General features: G+C 47.8%; 20 protein-coding genes, 2 rRNA genes and 1 riboswitch. Of the genes, 20 read left to right on the top strand and 2 right to left on the bottom strand.

All coding sequences use genetic code 11. From position 1 onward, the window contains the following. The 5 genes from ACU1JV_RS09475 to ACU1JV_RS09455 form a co-directional block, all read left to right on the top strand. Positions 1–212, top strand: a 23S ribosomal RNA gene (locus ACU1JV_RS09475); the annotation flags it as partial. Between the two features lie 78 nt (positions 213–290). Next, positions 291–407 (top strand): 5S ribosomal RNA (gene rrf / locus ACU1JV_RS09470). Positions 408–623: 216 nt separating this feature from the next. Then, entirely contained in the window at positions 624–1616 is a 993-nt protein-coding gene (locus ACU1JV_RS09465; RefSeq protein WP_013369459.1) for a ketoacyl-ACP synthase III, read from the top strand. Positions 1617–1742: 126 nt separating this feature from the next. Continuing rightward, positions 1743–3878, top strand: a complete 2136-nt coding sequence (locus ACU1JV_RS09460; protein WP_413985581.1) for a DNA topoisomerase III — start codon at positions 1743–1745, stop codon at positions 3876–3878. 99 nt (positions 3879–3977) lie between these two features. Beyond that, on the top strand, positions 3978–4115 hold the full coding sequence (locus ACU1JV_RS09455) for a hypothetical protein (RefSeq protein WP_016819760.1): 138 nt from the start codon (positions 3978–3980) through the stop codon (positions 4113–4115). A gap of 185 nt (positions 4116–4300) precedes the next feature. Here the strand turns inward: ACU1JV_RS09455 and ACU1JV_RS09450 are convergent, their stop codons facing one another. Both ACU1JV_RS09450 and ACU1JV_RS09445 read right to left on the bottom strand, forming a co-directional pair. Beyond that, positions 4301–5461, bottom strand: coding sequence for a type II asparaginase (locus ACU1JV_RS09450; protein WP_413985582.1), 1161 nt, complete (start codon positions 5459–5461; stop codon positions 4301–4303). A gap of 365 nt (positions 5462–5826) precedes the next feature. Next, positions 5827–5955 (bottom strand): DUF4023 family protein, encoded by a 129-nt coding sequence (locus tag ACU1JV_RS09445; protein WP_013369463.1) that lies wholly within the window; start codon positions 5953–5955, stop codon positions 5827–5829. Positions 5956–6149: 194 nt separating this feature from the next. Here ACU1JV_RS09445 and ACU1JV_RS09440 point away from each other — a divergent pair, with 194 nt between their 5' ends. The 15 genes from ACU1JV_RS09440 to purH all read left to right on the top strand — a co-directional run bounded on the left by ACU1JV_RS09440 (position 6150) and on the right by purH (position 20609). Beyond that, on the top strand, positions 6150–6413 hold the full coding sequence (locus tag ACU1JV_RS09440; protein WP_013369464.1) for a DUF1294 domain-containing protein: 264 nt from the start codon (positions 6150–6152) through the stop codon (positions 6411–6413). Positions 6414–6563: 150 nt separating this feature from the next. Further along, on the top strand, positions 6564–6998 hold the full coding sequence (locus tag ACU1JV_RS09435; RefSeq protein ID WP_013369465.1) for a universal stress protein: 435 nt from the start codon (positions 6564–6566) through the stop codon (positions 6996–6998). A 350-nt stretch (positions 6999–7348) separates the two neighbouring features. Next, positions 7349–7450, top strand: a riboswitch (purine riboswitch). A gap of 148 nt (positions 7451–7598) precedes the next feature. Beyond that, positions 7599–8084, top strand: coding sequence for a 5-(carboxyamino)imidazole ribonucleotide mutase (purE, locus tag ACU1JV_RS09430; protein ID WP_013369467.1), 486 nt, complete (start codon positions 7599–7601; stop codon positions 8082–8084). Beyond that, positions 8081–9256: a 5-(carboxyamino)imidazole ribonucleotide synthase gene (gene purK / locus ACU1JV_RS09425; RefSeq protein WP_413985583.1), complete on the top strand. Its 1176-nt coding sequence runs from the start codon at positions 8081–8083 to the stop codon at positions 9254–9256. Before purE ends, purK begins: the two co-directional genes overlap by 4 nt. A 2-nt stretch (positions 9257–9258) precedes the next feature. Beyond that, positions 9259–10557 (top strand): adenylosuccinate lyase, encoded by a 1299-nt coding sequence (gene purB / locus ACU1JV_RS09420; RefSeq protein WP_137077873.1) that lies wholly within the window; start codon positions 9259–9261, stop codon positions 10555–10557. Positions 10558–10592: 35 nt separating this feature from the next. Continuing rightward, positions 10593–10772, top strand: a complete 180-nt coding sequence (locus tag ACU1JV_RS09415; protein ID WP_446724541.1) for a hypothetical protein — start codon at positions 10593–10595, stop codon at positions 10770–10772. 18 nt (positions 10773–10790) lie between these two features. After that, on the top strand, positions 10791–11036 hold the full coding sequence (locus ACU1JV_RS09410; RefSeq protein WP_413985584.1) for a hypothetical protein: 246 nt from the start codon (positions 10791–10793) through the stop codon (positions 11034–11036). A 118-nt stretch (positions 11037–11154) separates the two neighbouring features. After that, positions 11155–12036, top strand: a complete 882-nt coding sequence (locus ACU1JV_RS09405) for a phosphoribosylaminoimidazolesuccinocarboxamide synthase (protein WP_040102117.1) — start codon at positions 11155–11157, stop codon at positions 12034–12036. A gap of 58 nt (positions 12037–12094) precedes the next feature. Then, on the top strand, positions 12095–12340 hold the full coding sequence (gene purS, locus ACU1JV_RS09400; RefSeq protein WP_013308797.1) for a phosphoribosylformylglycinamidine synthase subunit PurS: 246 nt from the start codon (positions 12095–12097) through the stop codon (positions 12338–12340). Positions 12341–12344: 4 nt separating this feature from the next. Beyond that, positions 12345–13034, top strand: a complete 690-nt coding sequence (purQ, locus tag ACU1JV_RS09395) for a phosphoribosylformylglycinamidine synthase subunit PurQ (RefSeq protein WP_413985585.1) — start codon at positions 12345–12347, stop codon at positions 13032–13034. Continuing rightward, a complete protein-coding gene (gene purL / locus ACU1JV_RS09390) occupies positions 13012–15255 on the top strand; it encodes a phosphoribosylformylglycinamidine synthase subunit PurL (RefSeq protein ID WP_413985586.1) in 2244 nt (747 codons plus the stop codon). The genes purQ and purL overlap by 23 nt, the downstream gene beginning before the upstream one ends. Beyond that, on the top strand, positions 15240–16721 hold the full coding sequence (gene purF / locus ACU1JV_RS09385) for an amidophosphoribosyltransferase (RefSeq protein ID WP_013369475.1): 1482 nt from the start codon (positions 15240–15242) through the stop codon (positions 16719–16721). The genes purL and purF overlap by 16 nt, the downstream gene beginning before the upstream one ends. Positions 16722–17279: 558 nt before the next feature. Then, positions 17280–18320, top strand: a complete 1041-nt coding sequence (gene purM / locus ACU1JV_RS09380) for a phosphoribosylformylglycinamidine cyclo-ligase (RefSeq protein WP_025675375.1) — start codon at positions 17280–17282, stop codon at positions 18318–18320. Beyond that, positions 18320–18934: a phosphoribosylglycinamide formyltransferase gene (gene purN / locus ACU1JV_RS09375; protein WP_413985587.1), complete on the top strand. Its 615-nt coding sequence runs from the start codon at positions 18320–18322 to the stop codon at positions 18932–18934. The genes purM and purN overlap by 1 nt, the downstream gene beginning before the upstream one ends. A gap of 130 nt (positions 18935–19064) precedes the next feature. After that, positions 19065–20609 carry a bifunctional phosphoribosylaminoimidazolecarboxamide formyltransferase/IMP cyclohydrolase gene (gene purH / locus ACU1JV_RS09370; RefSeq protein WP_013369480.1) on the top strand — a complete coding sequence of 515 codons (1545 nt, stop codon included), beginning with the start codon at positions 19065–19067 and terminating at the stop codon, positions 20607–20609. Positions 20610–20612 lie beyond the last annotated feature (3 nt).

Below are 20612 nucleotides of genomic sequence, written 5' to 3'. Positions count from 1 at the left end.
CCGCTGGTGTACCAGTTGTTCCGCCAGGAGCACCGCTGGGTAGCTATGTACGGAAGGGATAAGCGCTGAAAGCATCTAAGCGTGAAGCCCCCCTCAAGATGAGATTTCCCAGTATGTAAGACCCCTTGAAGACGACGAGGTAGATAGGTTGGGGGTGGAAGTGCAGTAATGCATGGAGCTGACCAATACTAATCGGTCGAGGGCTTATCCTAAAGATAAGACGCAAGGAAGTTTCGGATCCAGTTTTCAGGGTGTAACCTTGAAGTTAGAATTTGCGAGGCAAATTCATGTTTGGTGGCGATAGCGGAGGGGTTCCACACGTACCCATCCCGAACACGACCGTTAAGCCCTCCAGCGCCGATGGTACTTGGACCGCAGGGTCCTGGGAGAGTAGGACGTTGCCAAGCAACAAGTAAAAAAGATCATGATCTCACTGAGATCATGATCTTTTTTTTGTGTTAAATTTCAGTAGTATTTTTTATTAGAGTAAGTTAGTTATAAGTTCGACTGAATCTGTGGATATTAGCTAGTAAATAGATAGACATTTTTTTAAGAAAATTAGTACCAGGTATTAGTATCTGGTGTTATAATATGAATAAGGATTATAAAGGAGAGTGATCAGAATGTTGAATTCAAAAGCAAAGTTAACGGCCCTTGGCACTTATGTACCTGAACGGATTTTAACGAACGCCGACTTGGAGAAGCTTGTGGAAACTAGTGACGAGTGGATTGTACAACGAACGGGTATGCGGGAACGACGAATCGCGGCTGAAGATCAGTACGTATCTGATTTATGTATACAAGCTATTAAACGTATGGTTAACCTTTATAACGTAAATGTGAACGATGTTGACATGATCATTGTAGCGACAAGTACACCTGATTACTATTTTCCAAGTACGGCTTCCCGTATTCAGGCTTATTTTAATATTCCAAATACAGGATCAATGGATGTTAGTGCTGCATGCGCAGGCTTTGCCTATGGACTTCATTTGGCAAATGGTCTTATTACGGGTGGTCTACATCGTAAGGTTCTAGTGATTGGAGCAGAGACATTATCCAAAATTACAGATTATACCGACCGGACGACATGTGTTCTTTTTGGAGATGGAGCAGGAGTCGCACTTGTTGAATATGACGAGGATGAAGGATCATTTTTGACCGCAGATATAGGAACCTTTGGGCAAGGTGGAGCACATCTTTACCGCGCAGGATTATCTAACTATTTGGATGGAGAGAAGCTGCAAGATAATGGTTTTATTGCTCAAAATGGACGTGAGGTTTATAAATGGGCTGTACGCTCTGTTCCAGCTGGCATCGAAAGATTAATGGATAAGGCAAATATGGAGAAGGAAGATCTTGACTGGTTTGTACCTCATAGCGCTAATCTGAGAATGATTGAGTCCATATGTGAAAAAAGTACAGTACCTTTAGAAAAGACGCTGACAAGTGTAGAGTTTTATGGCAATACCTCGGCGGCGTCCATTCCGTTGGCTTTACAGTGTGGATTGGATGATGGGCGTTTAAGATATGGACAACATGTGGTGTTATATGGATTCGGGGGAGGCCTGACGTATGCGGGTCTGCTAATAAAATGGAGTGTGCCTGATTTGTAAGTTGGTCTAATTAACGCATAAGAAATAGTAATAGTAAGGAAAGATCATGTAAATAGACGTTCGCATTAGATTTATCGTAAGATGGCAGGATGGTATAATTAACATTAAGAGAGAAAGGAGCGTAACATGAAGGTATTGGTATTGGCAGAAAAACCATCCGTGGCCAGAGAGATTGCACGAGTGATGGGCAGCCGTGAGAAACATAAAAGTTATATAGAAGGCCCAAAGTATGTAGTGACATGGGCACTGGGTCATTTGGTCGGCTTAGCAGAGCCTGAGGATTACGATTCTAAGTATGCGAATTGGAACTTGGAGGACTTGCCCATTCTTCCGAAGAACGCCAAGTTAAAGGTATTACGGGAGAGCAATCATCAGTTCAAAGCTGTACAACAGCTGATGAAACGACAGGATATCGGGGAACTTATCGTGGCAACAGATGCTGCTCGTGAAGGCGAACTGTTGGCGCGTTGGATTATACAAATGGCAAACTGGAGAAAGCCTTTCCGACGCTTATGGATTTCCTCGCAGACGGATAAGGCTATCAAGGCAGGTTTTGCAAAATTATTGCCTGGTCAGCAGTTTGATCGTCTATATGAATCGGCTCGCTGTAGGGCTGAAGCAGATTGGATGATTGGTCTCAATGTAACTCGTGCGTTGACGGTTCGTTACAACGCCCAGCTTTCTGCTGGAAGGGTACAGACACCAACACTGGGAATGATCATGGAACGTGAGAAGGAGATCACCCAGTTTCGTTCTCAGGAATATGATACTTTGACGGCGGATTTTGGCCATTTTCAAGCAACTTGGCGGGCAGAAAACGGGGATTCGCGCATGTTTGACCGTACTCAGGCAGAGACTTTGCGCCACAGGCTTGAGGGGGCCAAAGGTACAGTTGTGAGTGTTAAAAAGAGTGAAAAAAACGAGCCTCACCCGCTGGCGTATGACTTAACTGAGCTGCAACGAGATGCTAACCAGCGCTACGGCTTCTCAGCCAAACAGACGTCCAATGTTCTTCAGCGTCTGTATGAGCAGCATAAGCTGGTGACCTATCCGCGTACAGATAGCCGTTATCTTACCTCCGATATGGTGGATTCACTTAAGGAAAGACTCAGTAGCGTAGCAGTGGGTCCGTATGCTTCCTTAGCACGTCCGCTATTGCGTAACAAATTGCCAATCACAAAGCGAGTTGTGGATGATAGTAAAGTCACAGATCACCATGCGATTATACCTACTGAGCAGACATTATTGCTTAATCAGTTAAGCCCAGAGGAACGTAAGCTGTATGATCTGATTGCACGCCGTTTTATCAGTCTGTTCTACCCACCTGCACGTTATGATGCTGTAGCTGTATCGGTCATGGTGGGGCAGGAAACATTTCAGGTCAAAGGTACAACCATAAAAGATAGCGGTTGGCGTGCTGTATATGACGAAAGTCATTATGAATTGGACGATGAAGAGATAGATGATCGTGAAAATAATGGACGGGGCGTTATTTTGCCTGAGCTGAAAAAAGGAGACTCCGTCCAATTGCAGCGTTGTATTGTACGAGCTGGACGAACGTTGCCGCCGAAGCGTTATACAGAAGCAGCCCTGCTCGCTCAGATGGAAAAGCATGGCTTGGGTACACCAGCTACTCGTGCAGATCTGATCGAGAAACTCGTCAGCTCTGATACGATAGAGCGCCAGGGGAACGTGATGCATCCAACTGGCAAAGGCAAGCAACTGATCGAATTGGCGGCTCCACAGCTACGAACGCCCGAATTGACGGCACGTTGGGAAGCGGAGTTGGAACGGATTGCCCGTGGTCAAGGACAACCTGAGCCATTTTTGAATTCTATCCGTGCTATGGCGAAAGAATTGGTTTCTACTGTGAAAAATAGCAGCGCGGAGTACAAACCCCATAACGTAACGAATAGCCATTGTCCGGATTGTGGTACAAAGTTGTTGGAGAAAAAAGGGAAGAAAGGCAAGTTCCTTGTATGTCCAAGTGCGGATTGTGGTTACCGTCGTTCAGGGGAAAAACGCTTGTCCAATCGACGTTGTCCACAGTGTCATAAAAAAATGGAAATGAAAGAGGGCAAAGCAGGTCTGTATGTAAGATGCTTACCCTGCGGCATTACGGAGACGCTGGATAAGGACAAGCAACGGGTAAACAAATGGGAACAGCAAAAGCTAGTAAAACAGTTTGAAAAGAAGGATTCCTTTGGCTCCAGTTTGGGGGATTTGTTAAAAGCAGCAATGGAGCAAAAGCAGGGCGAATAAAGATTGGCCAGAACGTGCTATAAGCTACACAATTAGCAGGCGTATGTCGGTATAAAAAAGCTTACTCCTTGGCATGGTAATCCGAGGAGGTGAGTATTTATGCCCAAGCATAAGCCGCTTAAAATCAATAATCAGCAAAATAAATCAAGTATACTGGAGGAAGAAATCGCTGCTCATCCAGAGAAGCAAGCTAAATATCCTCCAAGCTTGAATGGGATTCCCAAACAGCAGTCTTGATGCTGCCTGTAAGGGAAAACGAATGGCTGTATAAGACCAGAACGATTGGAAACCAGATAAATTAGTTATCGGTCCCAGACTCTATTTTCTTGCATAAAAGAAGCAGCAGTACGGCGGTCAACCGTAACTGCTGCTTCTTTTTCATAATAAGGAAGTTGTATTTATTTGACTTGGAATGACTGCTCTTAGTATTCATTAAAGAAAGATTGAATTTGGTTCACATCGTGCGTTTGGGTCAAAGCGAGCATGAGCAAAATCCGTGCTTTTTGCGGATTGAGCGAATCAGTGGACACAAAGTTCGAAGCTGCGTCTTTTGTCGACGGGGACACAACTCCACTTCCTACGCGGGTAGAGCGGGCAATAATAACTCCTTTTTTACCTGCGGCCTCTGCGCCTTCTGAGGAGGTTTTGGACAAGGAGCCATTACCGGAACCAGCGACCACTATGCCCTTGGCACCAGCTGCTACGGCTGCATCATACAGGTAGCGACCGTTGTTTTGATATTCGTATAAAATATCTACTTGTGGTAGCTGGGTGAGATTAGAGATATCGAATACAGAAGAAGTCGTGTGCTTATGAGTAGATTTGTTGTAGTAGTATACCTGATCGCCTACTACAGCTCCAAGGTATCCCTGCTCTACAGACTTGAACGTATCGACTGCTGTTGTATTCGTTTTTGTGATATATCTTGCTGCACCGATGCGATCGTTCAGCCATACGAGTACACCCTGGCCTTTGGAGGCCGAAGCTCCGGCAACTTTTACAGCATTATAAAGGTTGAATGGACCATCGGCACTGATGGCAGTAGCGGGGCGCATAGAGCCAACAACAACTACAGGCTTATCGCTCTTAACGACAAGATTGAGGAAGTATGCCGTTTCTTCCAATGTATCTGTACCATGGGTAATGACAATACCGTCCACATCGTCTCTGGCAAGCAGTTCGTTGGTGCGTTTGGCAAGTTTTAAGAGGATTTCATTATTAACATCGGGGCTACCTACGTTAACCACTTGCTCACCACTGACATTTGCAATACTTTTCATCTCAGGAACGGCATTGATCAAGGTTTCAACACCTAATGCACCTGCTTTGTAGCCGGTTGTATCTGTGTTGACGGAGGATGACCCTGCAATGGTTCCTCCTGTGGCCAGTATTTTAATATTGGGCAAGTGATTAGTTTGTGGCTTATCAGATTTGTCCAAAGTTGTAGTGCTAGAAGTAGATAACGTTGTACTGGTTGTAGCTGCTGACGCTACGTTGGCGGTAACTCCACCACTCCATAAGGTACTTCCGAGAATAAAGCTGGCCAACAGGGGAATCATTGTCATTTTTTTCATGTTAGTCATATAAAGCTCCTCTCCAATCTGAAACCTCAAAATATTAATGATAGATTAGCTGACAAATATTTTGTCGAATAACGTTAATATCACGCATTATAGAGTGCTAAATCACCTTTAGTCAATATATATGTTAGATAATATGACTCTAAAACTCATCTTTATTATATGTAATCGCTTTAATTATACCTGGATGGAAAAGATTTGAAAACAAAAGCAACAAGCAGAAATCTCATAAGGAGTCTGCTTGTTGCTTTTGATAAAAGGTGAACAACTGAGTTTACCTACCTTTAATTTCATTGAATGAGAGTGACACGGTGAGTTGATGTCTTACGGTATTTACATGGTTCTACAGTTGAATACAGATCTCATGATCAGGGGTTTTTGCTATGCTGTTTTGTTGGCAAGCTGGCGCTGGGAGTTCCTTTTCCTTGTTTACGGTTACGTTCTGCCTTTTTTGCATTTTCTCGCAGCTTTTCAACGTACTCATGGGTGCTTTCCATCGTAGTTCCTCCTTTAAGACAAAATAGATGCACTCGGGAATTGCCCTCATACACCGTTACTATTTCCGCAAAAACGTTTTCCCAGTCAGGGAAGGCGTTGTTTCTATAAAAGGGGTGAGGTTATAATGAAGGAGAGAGCTCTATATAAGTCCTAATACCTGAAACTGGTACGGTGTGCAAAAGGAGGGGAGACATTGCAGACAGGCTTGTTGGTATGGCTGCTGTTCATCAATGCAGTAGGCTATCTGGTAATGTCGGAAGATAAAAAGAGAGCACGTAAACACCGTGATCGTGTACCTGAACGGACGTTGTTTTTGCTGGCCCTGATCGGGGGCGCATTGGGTGTACTCATTGCGATGTACCGCAAGCGCCATAAAACACGGCATATGACCTTCAGATTAGGTATTCCTGCGTTGCTATTCATTAACGCATTGCTCTATGGGTATTTTTTACGGTAAGGCTGGAAGTTTAGCTTCCCATAGGGAAGTTTAATGATGATTGAGAAGACTATTCTCAGCCATTACATGGTGTAATGAAAGTGAACAACTACAGGAATACATAATTTCAGGCTTTGATTTAACAAACTGAATTCGGAAGAGGTGCGTATTATGCTATTTTCAAAAGTATTGCTTGCTTATGACGGTTCGGATGCATCCAACAAAGCTTTATTGAAGGCGGCTGAATTGGTGAAGGCATCACCCTCCTCGAAGCTTGAGGTCGTAACAGCATTCGATTTCCCGCGGATTTTTATGGGCGAAGGCTTGGCTCCAATTCCAGCTTCGGTGAATAAAGAGTATTATGATTTGGCTGAGCAAACTACGGATGAAGTTAAAAAGCGGCTTGCTGAGCAAGGTGTAGATGCCAAGGTGGAACTGATTCAAGGTTCGCCGGCCGAAGTCATTTTGGATTATGCCAATGAGAATGGCTTCGATGTGATTGTGATCGGCAGTCGCGGTTTGGGTGGTATTCGTGAATTTGTCTTAGGTAGCGTAAGTCACAATGTGGTGCAGCATGCACGTATCCCCGTGCTGGTCGTAAAATAACGAAATAAAAAAAGTAAAAGTCGGATCACTACCTGTACAGGTAGTGCCGGCTTTTTATTTTTGTTGGTAAGATGTATTGCTGGCCGTTATCAGTGTAGGTAGAGAGATAGCTAAATGTAATACAATAGTCCCGAGGTGTGCATATAAAGGGCTTGGTTTTTGTTAAACACGAACATTAAATTGTATCATTATGACAATGTTCGTTTTCAAGTTGACACAGGGTGTAGGGAATTGTTAAACTATGAAGTGTATTGTCGATAAAAAATGAACTTTAGGTACAATTTAATTAGGTACACATGTTGGAGCCGAAACTCACCACGATTACGCTAGGAAAGTATATCGTTGGGTATGGAGTAAGCACAATCCTGACTCGTATAATGCCGGGGATACGGCCCGGAAGTTTCTACCTGGAAACCTTAAATTTCCGGACTACGGGAGACATACGGCTGAAGCCGCATTGGATGCGGTGGAACAGGCTTGCTTTTGGCATGCCTTTAAGAGGCTCTGTCGTTTGTTTTTTCGTAGTCCGGTGTCTTGAAAATAACGTTATTTTCGAGTGCCGGATTTTTGGCGCTTATTGATAAACAGGGAGTGAAGGACATGTCAGTGCAGGTCGCTGTCATTATGGGCAGCACATCAGACTGGGACACCATGCAACATGCATGTGCTGTGCTGGACGAGCTTGAAATCGGATATGAGAAAAAAGTAGTTTCAGCCCATCGTACACCGGATTTAATGTTTCGTTTTGCAGAAGAGGCCGCCGGGCGCGGATTAAAAGTCATTATTGCTGGAGCGGGCGGGGCTGCACATCTGCCGGGAATGGTGGCTGCGAAGACATCCTTGCCAGTAATTGGCGTGCCTGTCCAGTCGAAGGCTCTGAATGGTCTGGACTCCCTGCTCTCCATTGTGCAGATGCCGGGTGGTATTCCAGTCGCCACTGTGGCGATCGGTAAGGCGGGCTCTACCAACGCAGGGCTGCTGGCTGCACAAATATTAGGTGCTTTTGACGAAAAGATAAGTCAGCGGGTTGTGGCAAGACGCGACCGTATCCGTGACGAGGTACTGGAAGGTAGTGACTCACTATGAATGAAGCATGTGAACCCGCAGGCCGAATCCGTCCTCCTGGCACAGTGATTGGGCTTTTGGGAGGCGGACAACTAGGAAGAATGCTTGTACTGGCAGGAACAAACTTAGGCTATCGCTTCGTAACACTGGACCCTGCACCGGATAGTCCGTGTGGACAGGTGTCCGAACAAATCCGTGCTGCCTATGATGATGAACACGCGGCCAGAGAACTGGCTGCACGGTGTGATGTGATCACGTATGAGTTCGAAAATGTGGATGCAGGTGTAGCCGCGCTTTTGGAACAGGAATCCAGTGTGCCACAGGGCAGTAGTCTTTTGTACACGACACAGCATCGTCTGCGTGAAAAACGTTCTATTGAAGCAGCTGGTGTTCCTGTCGCTCCATATCGTGAAATTAGCAGTTCTGCCGATATGGTTCAAGCGGTAGCCGAACTGGGTGTACCGTGTGTGCTCAAAACAGCAGTCGGCGGTTATGATGGCAAGGGCCAAGTGGTCGTTCGCCAATCGGAGGAAGCCACGAATGCCTACGAGCAACTGGCTGGAAGCGGTTCGGAACTGGTGTTGGAACAGTTCATCCGTTTTCGCTGCGAAATCTCGGTGATTGTAGCTCGCAGCACGAACGGTGAAGCTAGAGCCTTTCCACCTGCGGAAAACATTCACGTAAACAACATTTTGCACACGTCGATTGTACCCGCACGCGTACCTGAACCTGTCCAGGAAGAAGCACGCAAATTGGCGCTGGCTGTGGCGGAGTCATTGGATGCGGTGGGGCTGCTCGCTGTGGAGATGTTTGTCACCGAAGATGGACAATTGTACGTTAATGAGTTGGCACCACGTCCCCATAACTCCGGCCACTACACGATGGAGGGATGCGCCACATCGCAATTTGAGCAGCATATACGTGCGATTTGTGGTTTGCCACTAGGCAACACGAAGCTTCTGACTCCGGTCGTGATGGTCAATGTACTAGGTGAGCATTTGGAGAACGTAATTCGGCGGTTCGGACAAACAGATGCTGAAGCTGAAAGATTGAGTGTTGTACCGAAGCTGCATTTGTATGGAAAAAGTGAAGCCAAGCCAGGCCGGAAGATGGGACATATTAATCTGTTGTGCCAGGATACGGAACAAGCGCTGGAATGGATTGATCAAACCAATATTTGGGGGGATAAATAGTCATGATCGAACGCTATAGCAGACCGGAAATGAGAGCGATTTGGACGGAAGAAAATAAATTCAAAGCTTGGCTGGAAGTAGAACTGTGTGCCTGTGAAGCATGGGCTGAGTTAGGTGTTATCCCAAAAGAAGATACCGTGGCTCTGCGCAAAAATGCAAGCTTTGATATTGAACGGATCTATGAAATTGAGCAGGAAACAAGACACGATGTCATTGCTTTTACCCGCACGGTATCCGAAAGTCTTGGCGACGAGCGCAAATGGGTGCATTACGGTCTAACCTCCACAGACGTGGTTGATACAGCACTGGGCTATTTGTTAAAACAGGCGAATGAAATTCTGGAACGAGATATTCTGAATTTTATTGATATTTTGAAGGAAAAAGCATTGGCTTACAAGCACACACCGATGATGGGACGTACACATGGAGTGCACGCTGAGCCGACCACATTCGGACTGAAAATGGGCCTGTGGTACGAGGAAATGAAGCGCAATCTGGAACGTTTCCGCTATGCTGCTGACCAGGTACAATACGGTAAAATGTCCGGTGCAGTCGGAACATATGCCAACATTGACCCAGCTGTGGAAGAATTCGTATGCCGCAAGCTGGGCACCAAGCCTGCTCCGATTTCTACACAAACGCTTCAGCGTGATCGTCATGCTGAATATATGGCCACGCTGGCGTTGATCGCCACATCGTTGGACAAGTTTGCTACAGAAGTCCGTGCATTGCAAAAGAGTGAATTCCGCGAGGTGGAAGAAGCTTTTGCCAAGGGTCAAAAAGGATCTTCCGCAATGCCGCATAAACGCAATCCGATCGGAAGTGAAAACATCTCCGGCCTGGCACGTGTGATTCGCGGGCATATGGTATCGGCGTATGAGAACGTTACGCTGTGGCATGAGCGCGACATTTCGCATTCTTCTGTAGAACGCATCATTCTGCCAGATGCAACAATGCTGTTGAACTACATGCTGAACCGTTTTGGCAATATCGTGAAAAATCTGACGGTCTTCCCTGAAAATATGAAGCGCAATATGGCGCGTACGTATGGTGTACCATTCTCTGGCCGTATTATGACGAAGCTGATCGACAAGGGCTTTAGTCGTGAAAAAGCTTACGATACCGTGCAGCCGCGTGCTATGCAGGCATGGGAAGAACAACGCCAGTTCCGCGAAATCGTCGAGGCGACTCCGGAAATTACTGCCGTGCTCAGTCCAGATGAAATCAAGGATGCGTTCAACCCAGCTTGGCATTTGAAAAACGTGGATACGATCTTTAAAAAGCTGGGATTAGGGGAGTAAGAGGGAAGGTTGGCGCTTGGGAGAGGATCAGGAGCGTGATGAGACCGCTGCGCGAACGGATCGTTCTTCCGATTGCTGTTGCCCCTGGATTCCTGAATTGGAAAACCTGCAAAGGTTGGAATCCAGGGGCAAAGGCAAACGCTAACGCTTCTACAGAACGATTCCGTCTGCTCCGCTGCTTCCAGCACCACCCCTCATGTGGGAGCAGAACTTGAAAAGGTGCGGCACATAAGATGCCGCACCTTCCCAAGAGCGATGGAAAAGCAGTGGAACACGCTTTTCTATCACAAGCAACGTTTCTGGAAGGACTGCCGAATTTGCACAGCAAACAGCCCGCAGTCCTTCCAGAAACGCACAGGCTCAAGAAGCGAAGCCTTGAGCCAGCCGTTCGCACCGACGTAAAAGCGTTGCTGGATGAGGCTTGTGCCAACAAGCTTCATCCAGCGGAGCGCGCTCACCCGACCGTAGCTACAAAATAGACGCCCTCACCCGGCTCACCAGCCAACTCTTGCGGGAGTCCCGAGGGCAGCAGCCCTGGGGGTCCTCCCCGAGGGGAGGATTTAGGAGGGGCAACTTCTATGAAAGAGGTGTAATGAAATGTCATTGTCTACCGCCGAAGGTCTGATTCATGCGCCGCTCTTGTACAAAGGCAAAGTGCGTGAGTTGTATGATCTCGGAGAACATTTTCTGATTGTCGTGACGGACCGGATTTCGGCTTTTGATTATGTGTTGGAGCCGCCCGTACCGGAAAAAGGAAATGTATTGAACAAGCTCAGTGCTTTCTGGTTTGAACAGACGAAAGACCTGCTGGAAAACCATGTCGTGCATACCGATGTAGACAAGCTCGGACATGTCATCGACGAACAGCATAAAGAGCTGCTAAAGGACCGGATCATGGTTACGCTGAAGGCTGAACGCATCGACATCGAGTGTGTGGTGCGCGGATATATTACCGGAGGTGGCTGGCGTCAGTATGAGCAGACCGGCGAGGTAAACGGTATTCCATTGCCCAAGGGGCTACGTAAGAATGAACGCTTTCCCAAGCCTCTATTTACACCGGCTGCAAAAAATGATGTCGGTCACGACGAGGACATTTCCCTTCACCAAATGAAAGAGCTTGTCGGGGCCCAGCTAACCGGTGAGCTTGAGGAAAAAAGCTTGGCATTGTACGAATTTGCGCGTGCTTTCTGCGAAAAGCGAGGAATCATTTTAGCGGATTGCAAGTTTGAGTTTGGTCTTGTTGATGGCAAGGTGATTTTGATTGATGAAATTTTCACCCCGGACTCATCCCGTTTTTGGGCGCAGGAAAAGTATGAGCTGGATGTGGAGATTGACAGCATGGACAAGGAGCCGGTACGAAGCTATTTGGCATCATCCGGTTGGGACAAGAACAGCAAGCCCGATCCGTTGCCTGCTGAGGTCGTAGAAGAAACAACTGCAAGATATACGGATATTTGGCGGCGTCTGACGGCACAGTAAATAGTAATCATAATTCAACCAATAGGATTCACTCATTCGGAGGAGGAACTGAAGGAACATGATGAAAGCAACAGTCTATGTCACGATTAAGCAAAGCGTTTTGGACCCGCAGGGGGTTGCGGTGCAGGGCGCACTGCATTCTATGGGTTTCGGAGAAGTGGACAGCGTCAGAATTGGTAAGTATATGGAACTGAATCTGGATACAACAGACCGCGAGAGTGCAGAGAAACGCATCATCGAGATGTGTGAAAAGCTGTTGGCCAACACGGTCATTGAAGACTACCGCTACGAACTGGAGGGCTGATTCCATGAAATTTGCAGTTCTGGTTTTTCCGGGCTCCAACTGTGATATTGACTGCTATAAGGCGATAGAGGACACGGTCGGTGAACCTGTCGATTATGTTTGGCATACGGCAACGGATCTGTCACCTTACGATTGTATTCTTGTTCCGGGAGGCTTCTCCTACGGGGATTATCTGCGGTGTGGTGCGATTTCCAGGTTTGCTCCGGTGATGAAGGAAGTAGCCAAAGCGGCTGCCGAGGGCAAATATATTTTGGGGATTTGCAACGGTTTTCAAATTTTGACCGAAGCCGGGCTATTGCCAGGAGCTTTGCGCCGTAATCTGTCGATGAAATTCCTTTGCCGTGATACGGTGTTGCAGGTTGCGAATAACCAAACGCCTTTTACAAGAGATTATGCTGCTGGTGAAGAGATCATTATTCCGATCGCACATGGTGAAGGCAACTATTACTGTGATGATGAGACGCTGGCTCGTTTGCAGGCGAACAATCAGATCGTATTTACGTATAAAGATAATCCCAATGGTTCCATGACGGATATTGCAGGGATTTGTAATGAAGAAGGTAACGTGCTGGGCATGATGCCCCACCCGGAACGCGCGGTGGACGCATTGCTTGGAACGGATGACGGCAAACGTATGTTTACATCTATTTTGAATGCTTGGAGGGATCGTCATGGCGCAGCAAGTGTCCGCTAAGGAACCGACGGCAGAGCAGGTTGCCGAACATAAACTGTATCAGCAGATGGGTGTGTCGGACAGTGAATATGCGCTGATCTGCCAATTCATGGGGCGTCAGCCGAATTATACGGAGATTGGCGTGTTCAGTGTTATGTGGTCAGAGCATTGTGCTTACAAAAACTCCAAGCCGTTGCTGAGACGTTTCCCGACGAGCGGACCGCGAGTTCTGATGGGACCCGGTGAAGGAGCAGGGATTGTTGATATTGGAGACAACCAAGCGGTTGTATTTAAAATCGAAAGTCATAACCATCCATCCGCTGTAGAGCCTTTCCAAGGGGCAGCAACTGGGGTAGGCGGCATCATCCGTGATATTTTTTCCATGGGCGCAAGACCTGTTGCCGTTTTGAACTCGCTGCGTTTTGGCAAGCTGGAGAGCGACCGTGTGAAATATTTGTTCGAGCATGTGGTATCGGGTATTGCGGGCTACGGGAACTGTATTGGTATTCCGACCGTGGGTGGAGAGGTTGTATTTGACGAAAGCTACGAAGGCAATCCGCTGGTTAATGCAATGTGTGTTGGACTGATTGACCATGATAAAATCCAACGTGGTGTGGCAAAAGGGGTTGGTAACCCGGTGTTCTACGTAGGCCCACCAACAGGACGTGACGGGATTCATGGAGCAACTTTCGCATCCGTTGAGCTGACAGAGGAATCCGAAGCAAATCGGACTGCGGTTCAAGTAGGCGATCCATTCATGGAAAAGCTGGTTATGGAATCATGTCTGGAACTGATCGACAGCGGTATTGTACTGGGTATTCAGGATATGGGCGCAGCGGGACTTACCTGCTCCAGTGCCGAAATGGCAAGTAAGGCGGGCAACGGTCTTGAGCTGTATCTGGATCAGGTACCGCAGCGTGAAGAGGGCATGACACCTTATGAAATGATGCTGTCCGAATCACAGGAGCGTATGCTGTTCGTTGTTGAGCCAAAGGACGAAGCACAGGCACTTGAAATTTTTGAGCGTTGGGGCGTCATTTGTGCCAAGGTCGGCAAAGTGACGGATGACGGGCGTTTGCGTTTGTTCCATCACGGTGAAGTGGTGGGGGATATGCCAGTGACGGCGCTAGTAGACGAGTGTCCGATCTATGACAAGCCTTCCGAAGTTCCTGCTTATTATGAGCAAAATGCTGCTGTTGACACATTGCGTTACCCAGAAGTGACTGATTTGAACGGTGCGCTGAAAAAGGTGCTGTCTTCACCAAGTGTAGCCAGCAAGAAATGGGTATACGAGCAATATGATTACATGGTTCGCACCAGTACGGCCGTTCGTCCGGGCTCGGATGCGGCTGTAGTGACTGTACGCGGCACCCGCAAGGGACTTGCGATGACTACAGATTGTAACGGACGTTATGTATACCTGGATCCAGAGGTAGGCGGACGAATTGCAGTCAGCGAAGCAGCTCGTAACATTGTATGCTCCGGCGGAGAACCTTTGGCGATTACGGACAACCTCAACTTCGGTAACCCTGAAAAGCCGGATATTTTCTGGCAAATGGAAAAAGCCGTGGACGGTATGGCAGAAGCTTGTCGTGTACTGGATACACCTGTTATCGGGGGTAACGTTAGCTTGTACAACGAAAATGCCAAAGGTGCGATCTATCCGACGCCTGTAGTCGGTATGGTCGGTCTGGTACATGATACAGATCATATTACGACACAAGGCTTCAAAGCTGAAGGCGACGTCATTTTCCTAGTGGGGGAGACGAAGGCTGAGCTAGGAGGTAGTGAGTTCCAGGCTGTCATGCACGGTGTATCCGAAGGACGTCCGCCTGAGCTAAATTTGAACGTAGAGAAAAAACTGCTGACCGCAGTACTGGGAGCGATACAAGCCGGATTGGTACAATCCGCGCATGATCTCGCAGAGGGCGGATTGGCTGTGGCGCTTGCCGAATCTGGAATTAGCGGCGGATTGGGAGCACAGGTTAACGTAGAGACGTCTTTGCGTCCTGACCATGCTTTATTCAGCGAAAGTCAATCCCGCATTTTGTTGTCCGCATCGCCGGATAAAGCGTCTGCGCTGGAAGCACATTTGCGTGGATTGGAAGTGCCAGTTACCGTATTGGGAAAAGTTGAAGGATCACAATTGACAGTTGAGGTGAACGGACAACCCGCTTTGAACGAGGCAGTCGCCAGTTTGAAGCAAATCTGGGAGGATGTCATTCCATGTCTGATGAAATAACAGCACGGACGTTGTGGACTGGAGATTATTATAATGAAGGCTCGGGTAAAGAGGGGCTGTTTGATAAATTAAAAGAGGAATGCGGCGTATTCGGGGTATACAGACACTCCGATGCCGCTTCCCTAGCCTATTACGGCTTACACGCGCTTCAGCATCGTGGTGAGGAAAGCGCAGGGATCTGTGTGAGCAGTGGCGACGAGTTCCATTATCATCGTGGAATGGGGCTTGTCAAAGAAGTATTTAATAAAGACTTAATGGCTTCGTTGACAGGCGATATTGCTATAGGACATGTGCGCTACTCGACAAGTGGAGACAGTAAGCTGACAAATGCACAGCCTTTGGTGTTCAAGTATCGTGATGGTGATCTGGCGGTAGCGACGAACGGAAATATCGTAAATGCTTTGCAAATCCGGCATGAGTTGGAGCAGGGTGGGTCTATTTTTCAAACGACCAGCGATACCGAAGTAGTAGCTCATTTGATCGCCCGATCGTCCAAGGATTTGGTGGAGGCTGCCAAGGATGCATTGAAGCGTATTGTCGGTGGGTTTGCTTTCCTTATTATGACCAATGACAAGCTGCTTGTGGCTTCTGACCCCAACGGCTTGCGTCCATTGACGATGGGCAGATTGGGAGATGCTTATTTGTTTGCATCCGAATCCTGTGCTCTGGAAACGATTGGTGCAGAACTGTTGCGCGATATCGAGCCAGGTGAGCTGTTGATACTGGATAAAAATGGACTGCACGAAGACCGCTATACGGAAGATAAGCAGCGTAAAGCGCTGTGTGCGATGGAGTATATTTATTTTGCTCGTCCTGACAGTGATTTGAACGGAGCTAATCTTCATGCTGCACGCAAACGGATGGGCAGCCAACTGGCGCTGGAGGCTTTTGTCGATGCTGATTTGGTGACCGGTGTACCGGATTCCAGTATTTCGGCTGCAATTGGTTATGCAGAGCAAACAGGTATTCCTTATGAGCTGGGCATGATTAAAAATAAATATACCGGTCGTACCTTCATTCAACCGAGTCAGGAGCTGCGCGAGCAGGGTGTGAAAATGAAGCTGAGCGCCGTACGCCGTGTGGTTGAAGGTAAACGGGTCATTATGATCGACGACTCTATCGTTCGTGGCACCACGTCTCGTCGAATCGTAAATATGCTGCGGGATGCAGGCGCGTTGGAAGTACATGTACGTATTACCTCGCCGCCTTTCAAAAACCCGTGCTTCTACGGTATCGACACGCCGGACCGTCGGGAACTGATCGCTTCGTCCAAAACCGTAGAGGAAATTCGGCAAGAGATTAACGCTGATTCGCTCTTCTTTATGAGCGCCGAAGGGTTGATTGCCGCAGTGGGCGGACATAACGAACAGGATTACAAGGGCGGTTTGTGTCTGGCTTGTTTCGATAACGATTATCCGACACAGGTAGATTTCAAAGGCGAAGAAAAGTTCGGGTGTAGTTGTTAGTATAGGGAACAAAAGAGGCACAGAGGTGCATGGGGATGGTGGTTCTAAGGGGGCCACTCCGCGTTGGAAGGTTCTTACGATCGCTGCGTTCCTCAGGTGTGCAGCATTTTGCAGCAGTGCCTGTACCTCTTCTGTTCCCACAGGGAAGAGGATAGGTAAGGCCGTTAAAAACTCATGGCATAACTATTTCATGCCATGAGTTTTTAACAGGCAGGGCGCAGCTGCCTGCCTCAAGGGTCAAAGAAGTAAGCCGCCCGTTGGCGCTGCTCACTTCTTTGACCGGCACGTCCCCGACTTTGCAAAGCAAACAGCCCGGGACGTGCCCCTGCCGCCGTCACTACCAAAGGCGGCCACGCATCAAAGCGTGTCCTTGTGAATTGCGGGAAGACCCGCAACTCACAAAGGAAAACACGCGACTCACAGCACGAACCACCACCAAGCAGCACCCAATCCTACGCATCTGACCGACTCTTGAGGGGTCCAGGGGGAGTAGCCCCATGGAATCCTCCCTGCTAGGGAGGACTTAGGAGGGTCAATCATTTGAAGGAGTGTTCATGAATGTCCGAAGCATACAAAAACGCAGGGGTAGATATCGCTGCTGGTAATGAAGCAGTAGAACGGATGAAAAAGCACGTTAAACGTACCTTCCGTCCGGAAGTGCTCACGGACTTGGGCGGATTCGGTGCATTGTTCGGCCTGAATAAAGATAAGTACGAGGAGCCTGTACTTGTGTCTGGTACTGACGGTGTCGGCACGAAGCTGAAGCTTGCTTTCGCAATGGATCGTCATGACACCATCGGCATTGATGCAGTTGCGATGTGCGTAAACGACATTGTCGTAGGGGGCGCGGAGCCACTCTTTTTTCTCGATTATCTCGCCTGTGACAAGGTTATACCTGAGAAAATCGAAGCGATTGTCGCCGGTATTGCCGAGGGCTGTCACCAGTCAGGTTGTGCGTTGGTCGGCGGTGAAACCGCAGAAATGCCGGGGATGTACAGCGAGGGCGAATATGATATTGCCGGATTCACGGTAGGGATTGTAGATAAAAGCAAAATCATTAACGGCAGTTCCATTGCTCCTGGAGATACCGTAATCGGACTAGCTTCCAGTGGCGTTCACAGTAATGGTTTCTCCCTAGTTCGCAAGCTGTTATTGGAACAGCAAGGTTATGATTTGCATGATGAAATCGAAGGCTTGAATGGCAAACTGGGCGATGTACTGCTGGAGCCTACGAAAATTTATGTGAAATCTGTGTTGGCATTGCTGGATAAGGTAAAAGTAAAAGGCATGGCGCATATCACTGGTGGCGGTTTTATTGAAAATATCCCTAGAGTGTTACCGGATCACGTCAATGTGGATATACAATACGGCACTTGGCCGATTCTTCCGATCTTCCAGCTCATGCAGGAAAAAGGCGAAATCTCCAACAAAGACATGTTCACGACTTTCAATATGGGGATTGGAATGGTGATCGTTGTCGGTGCAGAGCACGCACAGACCGCACTGGAAGTTCTGAAGGAACAGGGTGAAGCTGCGTATGTGATCGGAAAAGTAACGGAAGGCAGCTCTATCGTGACCTTTACAGGAGCCGAGGTGTAATGAACGAGTACCGGATTGCTGTTTTTGCATCAGGCGAAGGGACGAACTTTCAGTCTTTGGTGGATGCGGCCGCGCGGGGTGAACTGGGCGGCGCCTCGGTAGAACTGCTCATCTGTGACAAGCCTGCGGCTCCTGCTGTAGCTAGAGCACAAAAAGCTGGAATTGCCTGTCATACTTTTCGTCCTAAAGATTATCCTGCCCGAGAAGACTATGAGCGTGAATTAGTGGCTTTGCTGGAGCAGAAATCGATTGATCTCATCGTGTTAGCAGGCTATATGCGTTTGCTATCAAGTGTCATGGTTGATGCGTACGCTGGGAAAATCATTAATATTCATCCGTCGCTGCTTCCGGCATTTCCAGGGAAAGATGCTATTGGACAGGCATTAGCCTATGGGGTCAAGGTAAGTGGGGTCACCGTCCATTTTGTGGACGGGGGGATGGATACTGGTGCGATTATTGCCCAACGTGTCGTGGAAGTTCACGATCATGATACAGCGGAATCCTTATCCGCAGCTATTCAATCCGTGGAACGTCAGCTATATCCTGAGGTAGTTGGCAGACTGGCCCAAGGCAAAATACAATTGAATGGCCGCAAGGTGAACTCACTTCTCTAAAGATAACTGTAATTTGTCATATCATTGTCCTAACAAGGATACTGTACAGGCATTTTCCGATATTTCTCGGGAAATAAATTGATAGAAGAGAAATTTGCAAAATTCTGAAAGAGCTAAAGGAGGAGACAGGGTGAGTATTAAAAGAGCGCTCGTCAGCGTATCAGATAAACGGGGAATCGTAGAGTTTTGCCGTGAGTTGTCCAAATTGGGTGTGGAGATCGTTTCGACAGGAGGAACGAGCAGTTTGCTGTCGAAGGAGGGCATTCCTGTTATCGGTATTTCAGAGGTAACGGGATTTCCAGAAATTATGGATGGACGTGTTAAAACACTCCACCCTGCGGTACACAGCGGTTTGCTGGCTGTTCGGGATAATGAAGAGCATCAGCGCCAGATGAAGGAGCTTGGATTGGATTATATCGATCTGGTCGTTGTGAACCTGTATCCTTTTGCGGAAACGATCGCCAAACCCGGTGTAACCTATGAGGACGCGATTGAAAATATCGACATCGGCGGTCCAACGATGCTTCGTTCTGCGGCAAAAAACCATGCTTTTGTCAGTGTAGTGGTCGATGCTGATGACTATAGCACTGTACTGGAGGAAATACGTAAGGATGGCGACACGGAACTGAATACTCGTAAGCGTTTGGCTGCAAAAGTGTTCCGTCATACGGCGTCATACGACGCTTTGATTTCCGATTATTTGTCGAATGTGACAGGTGATCCGCTGCCTGAGCGTTACACTGTAACCTATGAAAAAATTCAGGATTTGCGTTATGGCGAAAATCCTCATCAACAGGCTGCGTTTTACCGTGAGCCATTGGCGGTCAAGGGTACACTGACAACAGCAAAGCAACTTCACGGTAAAGAGTTGTCTTACAATAATATCAATGATGCTAATGCAGCCCTGCAAATCGTCAAAGAATTCAGCGAGCCTACAGTAGTTGCAGTTAAGCATATGAATCCTTGCGGTGTGGGAATTGGCGGCAGTATTTATGAAGCGTACAGCAAAGCTTACGCAGCAGATCCAACTTCGATTTTTGGCGGCATCGTCGCGGCTAACCGGATTATTGATGGTGATACAGCGAACAAGCTGAGTGAAATCTTTCTGGAAATTATATTGGCACCGGGCTTCACGAAAGAAGCATTGGAGATTTTAACGAAAAAGAAAAATATCCGTTTGCTTGATCTGGGTGAGCTTTCCCCGTCTGAGGCGAAGAGCCGTTTCGTCGTGACTTCCATTGAAGGTGGCATGGTTGTTCAGCAAAATGACGTTCATGCTGTAGACCCGGATGCACTTACGGTTGTAACAGAGCGTGCGCCATCCGAGGAGGAACTGAAACAACTTTTGTTTAGCTGGAAAGTGGTTAAGCATGTGAAATCCAACGCCATTGTATTGGCGGCAGATAATATGACCGTTGGCGTAGGCGCAGGACAAATGAACCGTGTCGGAGCAGCCAAGATTGCAATCGAGCAGGCCGGTGACAAAGCAAAAGGTGCCGTACTGGCATCGGATGCATATTTCCCGATGGGCGATACGCTGGAGTTGGCAGCTAAAGCAGGTATCACGGCAGTCATTCAGCCGGGTGGCTCTATCAAAGACGAAGAATCCATCAAGGTTGCTAACGAATATGGCATTGCTATGGTCTTTACGGGCGTACGTCATTTCAAGCACTAAGTT

The sequence above is a fragment of the Paenibacillus sp. T2-29 genome (assembly GCF_052921365.1).
This window is presented reverse-complemented; position numbering and strand designations above follow the sequence as displayed.